This window comes from Microcosmobacter mediterraneus (assembly GCF_031846265.1).
In the GTDB taxonomy this organism is placed as follows: Bacteria; Bacteroidota; Bacteroidia; order Flavobacteriales; family Flavobacteriaceae; genus Microcosmobacter; species Microcosmobacter mediterraneus.
Map to the genome: position 1 here is coordinate 490,326 of NZ_JAVRIA010000001.1, position 14,843 is coordinate 505,168.

General features: G+C 32.1%; 18 protein-coding genes. 6 read left to right on the plus strand and 12 right to left on the minus strand.

The genetic code is table 11. From position 1 onward, the window contains the following. Positions 1 to 63 precede the first annotated feature (63 nt). Complete coding sequence (gene deoC / locus RM697_RS02280; RefSeq protein WP_311426224.1) at positions 64 to 723, minus strand: deoxyribose-phosphate aldolase; 660 nt, start codon at positions 721 to 723, stop codon at positions 64 to 66. 189 nt (positions 724 to 912) lie between these two features. Here deoC and RM697_RS02285 point away from each other — a divergent pair, with 189 nt between their 5' ends. From RM697_RS02285 to ettA, 6 genes are all read left to right on the plus strand, one after another. Continuing rightward, entirely contained in the window at positions 913 to 1,446 is a 534-nt protein-coding gene (locus tag RM697_RS02285; RefSeq protein WP_311426225.1) for an NADPH-dependent FMN reductase, read from the plus strand. Further along, entirely contained in the window at positions 1,446 to 1,883 is a 438-nt protein-coding gene (locus RM697_RS02290) for a MarR family winged helix-turn-helix transcriptional regulator (RefSeq protein WP_311426226.1), read from the plus strand. The genes RM697_RS02285 and RM697_RS02290 overlap by 1 nt, the downstream gene beginning before the upstream one ends. A 25-nt stretch (positions 1,884 to 1,908) precedes the next feature. Beyond that, the gene (locus RM697_RS02295; protein WP_311426227.1) at positions 1,909 to 2,814 is read left to right on the plus strand and encodes a pirin family protein; all 906 of its coding nucleotides are present in this window, start codon (positions 1,909 to 1,911) and stop codon (positions 2,812 to 2,814) included. 71 nt (positions 2,815 to 2,885) lie between these two features. Beyond that, the gene (locus tag RM697_RS02300; protein ID WP_311426228.1) at positions 2,886 to 3,602 is read left to right on the plus strand and encodes a pirin family protein; all 717 of its coding nucleotides are present in this window, start codon (positions 2,886 to 2,888) and stop codon (positions 3,600 to 3,602) included. 107 nt (positions 3,603 to 3,709) lie between these two features. Beyond that, the gene (locus tag RM697_RS02305; protein WP_311426229.1) at positions 3,710 to 3,892 is read left to right on the plus strand and encodes a CAL67264 family membrane protein; all 183 of its coding nucleotides are present in this window, start codon (positions 3,710 to 3,712) and stop codon (positions 3,890 to 3,892) included. 28 nt (positions 3,893 to 3,920) lie between these two features. Beyond that, entirely contained in the window at positions 3,921 to 5,612 is a 1,692-nt protein-coding gene (gene ettA / locus RM697_RS02310; RefSeq protein WP_311426230.1) for an energy-dependent translational throttle protein EttA, read from the plus strand. A gap of 2 nt (positions 5,613 to 5,614) precedes the next feature. Here ettA and RM697_RS02315 read toward each other — a convergent pair whose 3' ends face one another. The 11 genes from RM697_RS02315 to RM697_RS02365 form a co-directional block, all read right to left on the minus strand. Next, the gene (locus tag RM697_RS02315; RefSeq protein ID WP_311426231.1) at positions 5,615 to 6,301 is read right to left on the minus strand and encodes a LytR/AlgR family response regulator transcription factor; all 687 of its coding nucleotides are present in this window, start codon (positions 6,299 to 6,301) and stop codon (positions 5,615 to 5,617) included. After that, a complete protein-coding gene (locus RM697_RS02320; RefSeq protein WP_311426232.1) occupies positions 6,298 to 7,353 on the minus strand; it encodes a sensor histidine kinase in 1,056 nt (351 codons plus the stop codon). Before RM697_RS02320 ends, RM697_RS02315 begins: the two co-directional genes overlap by 4 nt. Further along, a complete protein-coding gene (locus RM697_RS02325; protein WP_311426233.1) occupies positions 7,340 to 7,999 on the minus strand; it encodes a hypothetical protein in 660 nt (219 codons plus the stop codon). Before RM697_RS02325 ends, RM697_RS02320 begins: the two co-directional genes overlap by 14 nt. Before the next feature lie 120 nt (positions 8,000 to 8,119). Next, on the minus strand, positions 8,120 to 8,383 hold the full coding sequence (locus tag RM697_RS02330) for a DUF202 domain-containing protein (RefSeq protein ID WP_311426234.1): 264 nt from the start codon (positions 8,381 to 8,383) through the stop codon (positions 8,120 to 8,122). Next, positions 8,383 to 8,760 carry a DoxX family protein gene (locus tag RM697_RS02335; protein ID WP_311426235.1) on the minus strand — a complete coding sequence of 126 codons (378 nt, stop codon included), beginning with the start codon at positions 8,758 to 8,760 and terminating at the stop codon, positions 8,383 to 8,385. Before RM697_RS02335 ends, RM697_RS02330 begins: the two co-directional genes overlap by 1 nt. A 160-nt stretch (positions 8,761 to 8,920) precedes the next feature. Beyond that, positions 8,921 to 9,289 carry a hypothetical protein gene (locus tag RM697_RS02340; RefSeq protein ID WP_311426236.1) on the minus strand — a complete coding sequence of 123 codons (369 nt, stop codon included), beginning with the start codon at positions 9,287 to 9,289 and terminating at the stop codon, positions 8,921 to 8,923. Then, positions 9,243 to 9,629 carry a hypothetical protein gene (locus RM697_RS02345; protein WP_311426237.1) on the minus strand — a complete coding sequence of 129 codons (387 nt, stop codon included), beginning with the start codon at positions 9,627 to 9,629 and terminating at the stop codon, positions 9,243 to 9,245. Before RM697_RS02345 ends, RM697_RS02340 begins: the two co-directional genes overlap by 47 nt. Before the next feature lie 4 nt (positions 9,630 to 9,633). Next, positions 9,634 to 10,128, minus strand: coding sequence for a DoxX family protein (locus RM697_RS02350; protein WP_311426238.1), 495 nt, complete (start codon positions 10,126 to 10,128; stop codon positions 9,634 to 9,636). A 108-nt stretch (positions 10,129 to 10,236) separates the two neighbouring features. After that, a complete protein-coding gene (locus RM697_RS02355) occupies positions 10,237 to 11,406 on the minus strand; it encodes a helix-turn-helix domain-containing protein (protein ID WP_311426239.1) in 1,170 nt (389 codons plus the stop codon). A 101-nt stretch (positions 11,407 to 11,507) separates the two neighbouring features. Next, positions 11,508 to 12,242 (minus strand): FISUMP domain-containing protein, encoded by a 735-nt coding sequence (locus tag RM697_RS02360; protein WP_311426240.1) that lies wholly within the window; start codon positions 12,240 to 12,242, stop codon positions 11,508 to 11,510. 70 nt (positions 12,243 to 12,312) lie between these two features. Beyond that, the gene (locus RM697_RS02365) at positions 12,313 to 14,724 is read right to left on the minus strand and encodes an alpha-ketoacid dehydrogenase subunit alpha/beta (RefSeq protein WP_311426241.1); all 2,412 of its coding nucleotides are present in this window, start codon (positions 14,722 to 14,724) and stop codon (positions 12,313 to 12,315) included. Positions 14,725 to 14,843 lie beyond the last annotated feature (119 nt).

Sequence of the window (14,843 nt, forward strand, 5' to 3'; positions counted from 1 at the left end):
TTGGTTGTTATCCAAAAATAGACTAGATATTTAGTTTTTAATATAAATAACTGTTAAAAAATATTAACTTGCTAACTTAGGTGCTTTAGAAATAATTTCAATTCCACTAGAAGTCCCTATCCTATCCACACCAGCTTCAATATACTTTAATGCAGTTTCGTAGTCTCTTATTCCACCAGATGCCTTTATTTTAAGACGATCCTTAACAGTTTTCTTCATTATTTTAACAGCTGTTAGAGTAGCACCACTAGAGCTGAAACCAGTTGAGGTTTTAACAAAGTCGGCTTTTCCATCAATACAAATTTCACAAGCTTTTACAATTTCATTTTTAGAAAGTTCACTTATTTCAATAATCACTTTAAGCGGAATCCTTCCAATTGCAGTTTTAACTTCGGCAATATCTTTAAGAACAGCCATATAGTTTCTACTTTTTAATAAACCGATATTGAGTACCATATCAATTTCATTAGCGCCATTAGCAACAGCATCTTTGGCTTCAAATACCTTTGCATTTGTTGAAGAATTACCGAGAGGAAAACCAACAACTGTGCAAATTTTAACATGGCTTGATTTAAGAATTTGTTTCGCTAAGGGAATAAAACAACTATTTACACAAACAGCATAAAATCTATGTTGCATCGCCTCTTGGCAGAGTGTAATGATGTCGCGTTCTGTAGTCGTTGCTTTTAATGAAGTATGATCTAAATAATGATTTAATAACATAAGTAGGTATTTAAACGATAAAACTAAGTGTTTAAACGATAAAATAAAAATTTGGAACGTGTAGTTCATCGAAAATATTGTTAAATATTAATAATTCTCTATAAATTATAATCTATGGAAATATATTCCTTGGAATATAAAATTATTTATTGTAAATTTGTACTATAATTAATAATTAAAGATAAGAATATGAAAAAAATAATAGCATTTGCAGGAAGTAATAGTAGTGCTTCAATAAACAAACAATTAGCTGTTTATGCTTCAGGATTAGTAGATAATGCTTCTGTGGAGGTGTTAGATTTAAATGATTTTGAATTACCACTATATGGTATTGACTACGAGTTATCTCACGGTATTCCAGATAATGCGCAAAAGTTTCTAAATGAAATAAAACACTCTGATGGAATCGTGTTATCGCTAGCCGAACACAATGGCGCTTATGCCACTGTTTTTAAGAATTTATTTGATTGGATGTCGAGGATAGATAATAAATTGTGGAGCGATAAACCAATGTTATTAATGGCAACTTCACCAGGAGGAAGAGGAGGAGTTACTGTACTAGACATCGCTAAAGGTCGTTTTCCTTTTATGGGAGGAAATATTGTTGGTAGTTTTAGTTTACCGTCTTTTGGAGATAATTTTTCTAACGGTGAAATAATTAACCAAGAATTAAAGAATTTGCTATTAGAAGAGATTAATCTTTTTGATAATGCACTTTATTAATGGGAGATATTTCAAAAGATATTAAATCGCGTTTTGCAAATAATAAAGTGAAGGCCTTATTGAATCTTATTTACACAGCAAATTGGATTACAAGTAAGCAAAATGCATTTTTTAAACCTTATGGCATTTCACCACAACAGTATAATATCCTTAGAATATTACGAGGTGCTAACGAACCTTTAAAAGTTCAGACTATTAAAGAACGTATGATAGAACGCGCGCCAAATGCTACAAGGCTTATGGATAAACTTTGCGATAAAGCATTGATACAACGCTTTAATTGTAAAGATGATAGACGTGTAGTTAAAATTGAAATTCTACATTCTGGTTTAAATTTACTTGACGAAATTAGTCAAGAAATGAAGCAGGATTATTTAAATAATCTTACTGAAGAAGAAGCAGGAGTGCTTAGTGATCTCCTTGATAAAATTCGCTAGCTATTTTTTTAATAAAATAGTTTCCATGGAAACTATTTATAATGAAAGGAAATTTAAAATGAAACTAAATTCAATAAAAAGAGCAGGGAAGAGTCATGTTGTAAATATGGGACCTATAGAATTGAGACAACCGTTTCCAACACAACATATAGAGATGGTAGATCCATTTGTATTATTACATCATTACGGACCATTTGAAATATCTGAAGAAGACAATCCTTTTGATTTAGGACCACATCCACACAGAGGGTTTGAGCCTGTAACTTTTTTAATTCAAGGTGAGCAATTACATAGAGATTCTTTAGGACACGAGAGTGTTGTTAAGGCAGGTGATGTGCAATGGACAACTGCTGGAAGAGGAATCATCCATGCTGAAGGTCCTACCAAAGATTTTGTTCGAAAAGGTGGAACGCTAGAGGGTATTCAATTATGGTTGAATTTACCAGCCAAAAAGAAAATGATTCAACCTAACTATCAGCACGTTAAAAATGATGAGTTTACAGCGATAACCTCTAAAGATGGTAAAGTAGAAACGAGCATTATTGCTGGTGCTTTTGATGGTAAACCTGGCAAGATTACCACACAGACTTCTGTAAATGCATTTATGATTATTGCAAAAGATGGAGGAGAACAAACATGGTCATATTCCAATTTGCATCAAGGATTACTCTATCTCATAAAAGGTAAAGTCACTGTTAATGGCGAAGAAGTTTTAGAATTAGATAAAAATCAATTGATGGAATTTAACCAAGATGGTGAAGGTTTTTCCATTAAGGCTGAAAAAGACAGCATGCTATTGTTTTTATCAGGCGAACCTTTAAAAGAAACGATTGCAACTTATGGCCCTTATGTTATGAATTCTCAAACAGAGTTGTTAGAAGCAATGAGAGATTTTCAAATGGGTAAAATGGGTTTTTTACCACGTAATTAATAACGCTGTCATTCAGAGCGAAGCGAAGAATCTAAATAATTTTAACTTAATTATAAAAACAAATAGAAACTATGAAAACTGTAATACATAAATCAGAAACAAGAGGATTTGCTAATCATGGATGGTTAAAATCGAATCACACCTTTAGTTTTGCGAGTTATCAAAATCCAGATCGCATGAATTTTGGAGCACTACGAGTTCTAAATGACGATGTAGTACAACCTAAAATGGGATTTGGAACGCATCCACATCAAAATATGGAAATCATATCAATTCCTTTAAAAGGTGCTTTATCTCACAAGGATAGTATGGGAAATAAACGTGCTATAGAAGTTGGTGAAGTTCAAGTTATGACAGCAGGAACAGGATTAACCCATTCAGAGTTTAACGACAGTAAAACAGACGAAGTTAACTTCTTGCAACTATGGATTCTTCCAGAAGAACTAGGCGTAGAGCCAAATTATGAACAACGTCAATTCTCTGAAGAAGACAAGAAGAATAGACTACAAACAGTTGTAGCTCCTAAGGACAAATTAGAAGGAGAAGCTTTACCAATAAGTCAGCAGGCTTATATTTATAGAGCTAACCTAGAATCAGGTAAATCATTAGATGTAGAATTAAAATCTAAGCAAAATGGAATCTATGTTTTCCTAGTAGATGGCGAGGTTAAAATTGATGATATTAAGTTGGCTAATAGGGATGCTTTAGGTATAACTGAAACAGAAAGAGTCTCTATTAATGCGACTAAACATTCAGAATTAGTGATTATTGAAGTTCCTGTAAAATAAAACACGATTCGTTTTTTGCAAAAGGCATCCTTAATGGGATGCTTTTTTTATTTAAAAAACACGATATTTGTGTTTCGACTAACTATCAAAAAATTAAGATTGAGATTATGGCAATGAATAAAAATACAGTTTTGGCTTGGGCTACAACTATTATGATAATAGTAGGATTAGGACTAATTGCACTTGGCGCATTTAGATATGATGAAGTTGCAGGATGGGGTTTTGGAGCTGTTGGTGTTGGATTCTTTGCTATTGCTTGGGTTTTTAATGCCTTAAAAGGTCGAGTTTAATATATTCTATCAATTTATTTAATTACACATGAGCGATGATAAGAAAATAATCTTTTCCATGTCTGGTGTTACAAAGACGTTTCAAAGTGCTAACACACCAGTTTTAAAAAACATTTACTTAAGCTTCTTTTATGGCGCAAAAATTGGAATTCTAGGTCTTAATGGTTCTGGTAAATCTACATTACTTAAAATTATTGCTGGAGTAGATAAGAATTACCAAGGTGATGTTGTGTTTTCGCAAGACTATTCTGTAGGTTATCTAGAACAAGAACCACAATTAGATGAAGAAAAAACGGTCATGGAAGTGGTTCGTGAAGGTGCAGCAGAAACCGTAGCTATATTAGATGAGTATAATAGTATTAATGATCAGTTTGGCTTAGAAGAGGTGTATAGTAATCCCGATAAGATGGAAAAGCTGATGAATCGCCAGGCAGAGCTACAAGATCAAATTGATGCAGCTAATGCTTGGGAACTTGATACTAAATTAGAAATTGCCATGGATGCATTGCGCACTCCAGATGGTGATAAAAAAATTGGTGTACTTTCTGGCGGTGAAAGGCGTCGTGTTGCTTTATGTAGATTACTTTTAAAAGAACCAGATGTGTTACTACTGGATGAACCTACGAACCATTTGGATGCAGAATCTGTACACTGGTTAGAGCATCATTTAGCGCAGTATAAAGGAACTGTAATTGCTGTAACACACGATAGATACTTTTTAGATAATGTAGCAGGTTGGATTTTAGAACTTGATAGAGGAGAAGGGATTCCATGGAAAGGGAATTACTCGTCTTGGTTAGACCAGAAATCTAAACGTATGGCACAAGAAGGTAAAGCTGCTTCAAAACGTCAAAAGACTTTAGAACGCGAGTTAGAATGGGTAAGACAAGGTGCTAAAGGTCGTCAGACCAAACAGAAAGCACGTTTGAAGAATTATGATAAGCTGATGAGTCAAGATCAAAAACAACTTGATGAAAAGCTTGAAATATATATACCAAATGGTCCAAGATTAGGAACTAATGTCATTGAAGCTGTTAATGTTGCAAAAGGTTATGATAATAAATTACTTTATGATGATTTAAACTTCAATTTGCCACAAGCTGGAATTGTTGGTATAATTGGACCTAATGGTGCTGGTAAGACCACAATATTTAGGATGATAATGGGAGAAGAATCTCCGGATAAAGGAGAGTTTAAAGTCGGAGATACAGCTAAGTTAGCCTATGTAGATCAAAAACATTCTAACATAGATCCTAACAAAACCATCTGGCAAAACTTTAGTGATGAACAAGAGTTAGTAATGATGGGAGGTAAGCAGGTAAATTCTAGAGCCTATTTAAGTCGATTTAATTTTTCGGGTAGCGAACAAAACAAGAAAGTAAATCTACTTTCTGGTGGTGAAAGAAACCGTTTGCATCTTGCAATGACGCTCAAAGAAGAAGGTAATGTATTGCTTTTAGACGAACCTACTAATGATCTTGATGTCAACACATTAAGAGCCTTAGAAGAAGGGCTTGAAAATTTTGCTGGATGTGCTGTTGTTATTTCTCACGACAGATGGTTCTTGGATCGTATTTGCACACATATTTTGGCTTTTGAAGGCGATAGTCAAGTGTATTTTTTTGAAGGAAGTTTTAGCGATTATGAAGAGAATAAAAAGAAACGACTTGGAGGAGATTTAATGCCAAAGCGCATTAAATATAAAAAGTTAATTAGGTAGTTTTATTCTTTTAATCGTTCTAATAATTTAGCCTTATAAGATTGCCCTATTGGTAACGATTTTTTTTGAACCTGTGCGGTATTACCTTTAATAATTTCTAAGTAGTTTAAATTTATTGAAAATGATTTATGTATTTGTACAAATAATTCATTTGGTAGTTGATTAAGCATATTTTTAAACGTGCTGTTAGTTAGAATAAATTCATCTCGTAAATGTACTTTTATATAATCTCCGAAAGCTTCAATATAAATAATATCTTTTGTATTTACTTTATGTAATACTTTATTTGCTTTAATGATAAGCGATTCAGTTTGATTAGATTTTTCATGTTTTATAGCAGTTTTTAGTTTATTCACAGCAGTTAAAAAACGTTCAAAAGAGAATGGTTTTAATAGATAATCTATAGCATTTACCTCAAAACCTTCAAGTGCATAGTCACTATAAGCTGTAGTAAAAATTACGTTAGGTGGATTTTGTAGTGATTTGTAAAAACTTAAGCCAGAAAGTTTTGGCATATTAATATCTAAAAAAATAAGGTCTATTTCTTTATTATCATTTAAGACATCTATTGCTTCTAAAGCAGAGTTGCAGACGCCTTTAAGCTTTAGAAAACTCACATCACTTATAAAATGCTTAATAACAGATTGCGCAGAAGGCTCATCATCTATGATAAGACAATTTATGATCATAAGTTAAATAGTTTAAGTTCAACTTTAAATTTAGTATTTTCGGATGTTATGTTAAGTAAATGTTGGTTTGGGTAAACTATCTCTAAATTCTTTTTTATGCTTTCTAAACCAAAACCAGAATAAAAGTCTACAGTTTCAGTTGAGTTATTTTCGGAAATAGGATTGGAGACACTAAACATAAAATCAGTTTTATTTTGAATAAAATCTAGTGTAATAGTTTTACCTAATTTACTGAAATCTGCATGTTTAAAAGCATTTTCAACAATTGGCAAAAGTAGCATCGGATAAATATGAAACGTTTCATTATCTACAGATGTATTAAAACGAACTGTATTTATATTGTGAGTCCTATATTTTTGAAATTCAATATAATTAGATAGTAATTCTATTTCCTTGCTAAGAGGCACTTTTTTGGTGTCAGCATCATAAATAATATATCTTAAAATATCAGATAATTGTAAAATAGCGCTTTTTATATCTTTTTTTTCTTCGATTGCCATACTGTATATAACATTAAGAGAATTGAATAAAAAATGAGGATTTATTTGAGAGCGTAGAGCTAACAATTGCGATTCTATGATTTGATTATTTTCACGAAGAAGCTTACTCTCATTTGCATTGTAGTAAATCCAATCCTCCGTAAGTTTTACGAATGCTGTAACCACTAGTACAACAATAAAGATAATGGTAATACTGGTGTTAGAATGATAAGAGACAAAAAAATAGTCCTTAAAAATAGCGTCTAAAGTATCTCTAAAAAGCCATGAATGAAGCCGCTCCCAAATAGCAATGTTGGCAATGAATCCAAGAATATAAAGCAGATAACGTTGACGTTTTAAAAGCTTTGGGATTAAAATGTAAAAATTAAGTAGTACAGGAGAAATTAGAGTAAAAATGAAACCTGCTGTATAGATATAATCTATTTTTATGGGTTTGGAAGTTTTAGAGAAAATAAATAGTAAAATCCAGAACACAACAAACCACAATACCAAATTAAATACAATGATATTGTGGCGTGTAGGTGGCTTTACAAGTTGATTAAGGTTGTACATTTATTTTTTTCAAATTAAAAACATCACTACTTCTCCATTTGTTTTCTATATCGAGTTTATCAAACTTTGTTAAAAAATTATGTAGTTCTGATGAGTTTGCTGTAAGTAGCAGATTATCATCAATTCCTGTATTAGTATGGTTTAACCTAATTTTATTCTCTTTAAAGATGTCTTTCATTACTTCTTCGCTTAGAAATGAAAAGCTTATTTCACTAGTATTTACAATTAACTTTGCCACAGAATGAGTTTTAAGTAAGTGCTGTGATAACAGGTTGTTTAAGTCATCATCTTCATAATAAAAGGGTGTGAAATCTATATAAAGCTGTTCATTTACTTTAAAAGGCACAGCAATAAATATGGCTTCTTTATCAGATTTAGTGTAAGATATTATATAGCCATCTTTGTACTTTTCCAAAGACTCTTTATCTTCATTATTAAGGTATTCTTGTCCACTATTTTCTTTTTCAAACTCTTCTTTAAATGATGCTATTTGCCATTTTCCTTTTTTAGAGTCTTTCCATTCGCCAATGAGAGAAGCATTATAAACGATGCTTTCTTTTTTGTAAAACGGATTTAAAGATTTCATGATGCATGATTGCATAAGAAGGAGAATAAGAACGATAATAATACATTTTGAAGTTTTCATAATTCTTTGTTTTATAATTCTTATACAAATCAAAGACACATTAGAATCTTATACAATAAATTTCGACAAACAAGAGCCAACTCATGCCAAACAATGTATTGCAGTAAACAAAAATTTGATTTAATCTGAGTAATGATTTCTGATTTTCTTTTTAACACTAACTAATCTAACAATTCCAATTATTAGTAGAATAGGTGATAAAGCTGTTAAAACAATTCCAAATGATTTTAAATCTTGAAACAATTCAAGTTTTAGAATAGTAATACCTGTTCCTAAAAAAACGATGAATGTTCTAAAGTAAGCAAGAAATGTTCTTTCATTTGCTAACTTAGTACGTTCTATTGCCAACCAATCTCTTGTAATGAGTTTTTGTTTTTGTCCCATTACTTTTTATCAAGTGAGAACTTTCCTGGTCCAGCCAAAAATATCACTAAAAATGCTATGAGATAGAGCAGCGCTTTCTCTTTAGTTGCGATATCATCATTAAGATGTACTACAAAAGCAGCAACCAACATGGTAATAGTAGCAGGTATTGCAGCTAGTTTTGTTTTAAAACCGATAATGATAAGTGCAGGTCCTAGGACTTCACCAATTAATACTAAAATTAATGATAAAGTTGCACCGACTCCAATTGGATCTGGAAATTCTATAGGACTATCTCCCAATTTTGAAAGTTTTGGAATACCATGAGTTAGCATTAAACCACCAAAACCAACTCTTAATATTAAGAGAGCTAAATCGTTAAAGTTTTTTTTAATCATTATGTTTTCCTTTTAATAAGTTAAATCTATTACTAAATGCTATAAAAATATAACAGCATAATTTTTATAACTTAACTTTATAGCATTTGGGGTTAAGTTATTTGTTAAATATAAAAAAACCATCACAACTGTGATGGTTTAATGACTAAATGATTTTATGTTATTTAAATAAATTTACCACCTTACCTTCATCATTTGCTGTTATTGTTACTAATAATTTCCTGAAGCCTAGTTTATTTTCTTTATAAATTTTAGTACCAACTGACCATTTTTCTTTCCGTTTTTCGTAAGGCATCATAGGGAATCCATACCCAAACTTACTTCCCTCTGCCTTAGGCCCTTTTACTACAAAATGATTTCTGTTTTTTGAATTGTTTTTAATTTTAAAATTGATCCATTGAATATTTTTTGATTCATGTTTATCATTTTGAGCACTAGTAATATTAAAAGCGAAAAGACATAGGATTAGAATAAGTGATACTCTAATTCTTAGTAATAGTGGCTTCTGAGTTGTTGAATATAGTTTCATAAATAATCGTTTCAGGTTTATATTCAAAATTGATGACTCTGTTGTCATATCCTTTTAATTCATAATCAGAGTTATTAATTACAAATTTGAATTCTATACTATTGATTGCAGTTTTTTCAGAGAGTGTAATTTCATATATACTATCATTGTTATTGTCTATAAGCGGAAGTGTTTCTTGCCATTGCTTATCTGTCATTGAGCCTCTTACTCCAACGCTATTAAAGTCATTTACACTTCTCATATCTACTTTAAGTGTTAAATGTTTTATATGCGTTTCTTGTACGCAACTAGAAAGATTTAAAGCCATTGTAATTATTATAAGCCTAAGTATTGTTTTCATAATTTTAATTTTTAGTGTTTAATTTTTTTGAAATGAGATAATCTAAACCAAATCTTCCAGAGCCGAGAATTAGATTGTATAATGCTACCCAAAGAAAGCCCATTGCTGGGAGCATAGCCCAAAGGCCTTGATTCCATTTCTGCATAAAAATTGCAACAAGCATTGTACACATTATTAAGAATGAGGCTATTCTGGTTTTAAAACCTAACATTAAGAACAAGCCACCAACAGCTTCACTAAATGCTCCCATCCATGCAAAGAATATTGGTGCCATAGCAAAAATGCCACCAAATTCGGCCACATCTTTTGGGAACCAAGCTGAGACTTCAAAAAAATTAAGGTTTTGACTATCAGCTGTCCAAGGCATTCCAAATTTGTCTGCCCCAAACATTGTGGTTAAAAACAATCCGGATAATATCCTTGGAATTGCGATTATTAAATCGTTAATCCAGTGTTTTTGTAAGACAGGAGTGATTAATTTTTTTAAAATTGATTTCATAAGTATTGCATTTATTGTTATCGTTTTGTTTGATACAAATTTGCGATAGAATAAATGTTTAGGCGACTTAAACTGTATTAAGACGTACCAAATACGATATGAGACGTCTTAATTTAACTCTGAATTGAGGTATTGGGTAGGAGAGAAGTTTGTAATTTTTTTGAATACACGGTTGAAGGTGGCTTTACTATTAAAACCACATTCAAAGGCAACGCCAAGTAGCGAAAGCTGCTTATGCTTGCCTTCTTGAAGCATGCTTTTAAATGCATTAACTCTGTATCCATTAACAAAGTCATTAAAGTTCTTATTAAAGCCTGAATTGATTATCTCAGATAATTGTGCACGAGTCATATTGGCTTGTTTTGCCAAATCAGATAAATTTAATTCTGGATTGAGGTAAGCTTTTTCAGTTTCCATTAAGGACTTTATATGGTCTATATCTTCTTGAGAAATATTTTTAAATTCAAATGTATCTTCACTATCAGGTATGCTTTTGGTACTTGGTGAAAAGCTAAAATCTAATTTATTGAGTTTAGTTGTGTCTGTGAAATAGCCCCTTATACCAACATATAAAGTTACAAGAGCAGTTAATAGATTAAGCCACCAACGCTGCTGATAATTCAAATCGATATATTGGCCAATTACAGTTTGAATGGTACCATATAAGAACAATAGTGTAAAAAGAATTAAAAAACTAAGAATCCAATTTAATTCCAATCGATATGTATTTGAAAAATACTGCTGAATCTTTTTTCTGTAATTATAAAATAATTGGAGTGTGAAAGCCAAATACAGCAGCATAAAAGGAAATTCGACGTAGCTCATTATGGGCTGAATGTAAGCTTCATCGAGATTAATTTTTAAAAACCCATTCTGTGTTTCATTGAAACCTGGTTGCAGAGCATCATAAGTGTATATACTTATTCTATAAATAACAAAGCTTAGAGCAAGAGCAAAATGCCACCAATCTTTTCGTCTAAATTTAAAGTTTGAAGTTGTAATGGATTTCACATAGAGATATATCATTGGTGCTAATGCGATACCAATATTATAAAGAAAGTAGTTGATTTTTGTAGTTCTAAATTCATTATACCAACCCATAAAACCTACTGTATAACAAGTTTGACTATAACATGTTAGTAAGAGAATTAGTCCAAGATATAAATCAGATGGATTTCTTTTGTCGTTGTATCTGTACAACAAAAGAAATGCAAAAATTAAGCCTTGAATTACAAGAACTAGTAGTGGTGTGCTGTAGAGGTTAAAATCAGGAAACATAAAAAACGTTCAAGTCTAAGTCACTTGAACGTTAAAATTACAAATGTTTATTAAAGACCAAAGTATAATGTGGTCTCAAATTGTATTTTAAGCCTAAAAGATTATTCTTTTATACATCTAACTGCAGCTCCTAAAACAATTGAAGTGTCTGAATATAGTATGTCAGTTTCATCGAAAAGTTGTACCCATGTTCTAGTTAAAGAAGAGTTGACTGCGCCATCTGCAACATCAGATGTTACCCAAGAGCAAATAGCTTCGGAGGCAGTTGCTGTTCCTCCAGCAGCCACATAGCCATTTGGCAGGCCGTTAAATCCAGATGCATTGCTTCCGCTTCCACTAAATTCTGACCAGCCTGTTTCTGATTTTAAAGCTTGTGCAACATTGCCAGCAAATCCGTTTTCAGCTAAATAATTTTCAAGCTCCATAAAATCTTGTTTAGAAGGAATACGCCAGCCTTGAGGTGCTAACTTTCCGCTCTCTAAAGCAAAATGATTATACATAGCACCATAATAGTCGAAAGGTAATTCTTCGTCATGAATATTACTTAAATCGTCAGTTCCAGCCCATTGATAGAAGTCTTGCTGATTATTTAAACTTCCCCAAGATTCTCCAAAAACCCATTCAGTTATCGGTGAACCATCATTATATTTAGTAGTTTTTAAATTTTCTAACATCCAGGTTTGGTTACCAATAGTAATGGTGTTATAAACATTGCCATCTGCATCTGTTACTGTTTCCTGGATTGGTGGATTATCTGGAGTGTTGTCATCGTTAGAACATTGTACGAACAATAATGCAACTAAGGCTAAAAGTGATAGTTTAAATAATTTTTTCATGAGTAAGATTTTAGTGTTTGTCTATTAAACAACCAATTCTAAATATCTCCTGAAAATAATTGATAAACAATTAATATAACGCAGGAAAATCTTCAGGATTTACCTCATGTATTATGCTATAAACCTTTTCAAAAATATCTTCTGTAGAGGGTTTTGAGAAATAATCACCATCACTGCCATAAGCTGGTCTATGTGGCTTTGCAGTTAAAGTATGTGGCTTACTATCTAGAAACTCATAGGCATTTTGACGCTCTAATATTTCCTGCAAAATATAAGCGGAAGCACCACCTGGAACATCTTCATCAATAACTAAAAGACGGTTTGTTTTAGTAATACTTTTTACAATATCATGATTGAGATCGAATGGTAATAACGATTGACAGTCTATAATTTCAACATCTATTCCTACCTGAAGTAATTCTCTGGCAGCTTCTTCAATAAGACGTAAAGTAGAACCATAAGAGACCAAAGTAATGTCTGTACCTTCTTTAATGGTTTCTACTAAACCAATAGGTGTTTTAAATTCGCCTAAATTATTAGGCATTTTTTCCTTTAATCGATATCCATTAAGACATTCTACAATTAATGCAGGCTCATCACATTCTAAAAGAGTGTTATAAAAACCAGCAGCTTTTGTCATGTTTCTAGGCACCAAAATATGAATACCTCTTAGTAGATGAATAAGTCCACCCATTTGAGAGCCTGAGTGCCAAATACCTTCTAATCGATGACCTCTTGTTCTAATAATTAAAGGTGCTTTTTGTCGACCTTTGGTTCTATATTGTACAGTGGCCAAATCATCACTCATAATTTGCAGAGCATACAGTATATAGTCTAAATACTGAATTTCAGCTATTGGTCTTAAACCTCGCATGGCTAAACCAATCCCTTGGCCTAAGATAGAAGCTTCTCTAATACCTACATCAGCTACTCGCAACTCACCATATTTTTCTTGTAATCCTTCTAAGCCTTGGTTAACATCACCTATATGTCCTGCATCTTCTCCAAAAACTAAAGCTTCTGGATATTTAGAAAAAATGGCATCAAAATTATCACGTAAAATTAAACGTGCATCAACGTCCTCTGCATTAACATCATAGGTAGGAAGTTCTTCAAAACACTCTAAAACATTGCTATCAGATTGACTGTGTAAATAAGATCCATAACGATTTTCATTTACTGAGATGTAATTCTTAATCCAATCTTGAAGATTTGCTTTTTCAGCAGAATCTTCATTTATGATATAGCGTAAAGCTTTACGTGCTGAGGAAATAACATCTTTACGTATTGGTTCATCAATGATTGCTAAGTCATTAGCAATTTTATTAATAAAGTTTTTATTACTACTCGTCTCAGCAATTGCATTTAATAGTACAATTAATTCTTCTTGTTCCTCTTTTATAGGATTTATAAATGCAGACCATGCTGCTTTTTTACCATTTCGTACTTGTTTTTTAATACTTTTTTCAAGGTTTTTGAGTTCCTCTTCAGTAGAGAATCCGTTAGCTAAAACCCATTCACGGAATTTTACATTACAATCGTATTCGTTCTCCCATTGTAAACGTTCTTGAGATTTATAACGTTCGTGTGATCCTGAAGTAGAATGACCTTGCGGTTGCGTTAATTCAGTAACATGTATTAAAACTGGTGTATGATCTTCTCTAGCAATTTTACCAGCCTTTTGATATGTCTCTACTAAATTGGCATAATCCCAACCTTTAACTTTTAAGATATCATAACCATTAGTACCTTCTTCTCTTTGAAAACCTGCTAATATTTCTGAAATGTTTTCTTTGGTTGTTTGATGCTTTGCATGCACAGAAATTCCATACTCATCATCCCAAACACTCATAACCATTGGCACTTCTAATACTCCAGCGGCATTTATAGTTTCAAAAAATAAACCTTCACTTGTACTAGCATTACCAATAGTTCCCCAAGCAACTTCGTTTCCGTTATCTGAAAAATTGGTAGTGTCAATCCCTTTTACATTTCTGTATATTTTAGAAGCTTGAGCTAAACCAAGTAATCTAGGCATTTGTCCTGCAGTAGGAGAGATGTCAGCACTAGAATTTTTTTGATTTGTGAGGTCTTTCCAGTTCCCATTATCATCTAAACTATGTGTTGCAAAATGACCACCCATTTGGCGACCAGCAGACATTGGTTCTTCTTCTAAGTCTGTATTGGCGTACAAACCAGCAAAAAATTGTTGAATGCTAAGTTCTCCAATAGCCATCATAAAGGTTTGATCTCTGTAATAGCCAGATCTAAAATCTCCATGTTTAAAAGCTTTGGCCCAAGCTAGCTGAGGAATTTCTTTTCCATCACCAAAGATTCCAAATTTTGCCTTACCTGTTAAAACTTCTCTGCGTCCTAGTAGGCTACATTCTCTAGACGTGACAGCAATCTTGTAATCGTTTAAGATTTCTATTTTGAAATCTTCAAAAGACAAGTTTTTATCTAAGTCAGGATTGGTTTGCATACTCTTGAAATCTTTGGTGCAAATTTAGCTAAAACGCTTAAATATCACAATGTTGTTAGTTGTTAAAAACTTAATAAAAATCTAGTAAAAACTGGTTTTTAGTAAGAATGATATAAAAA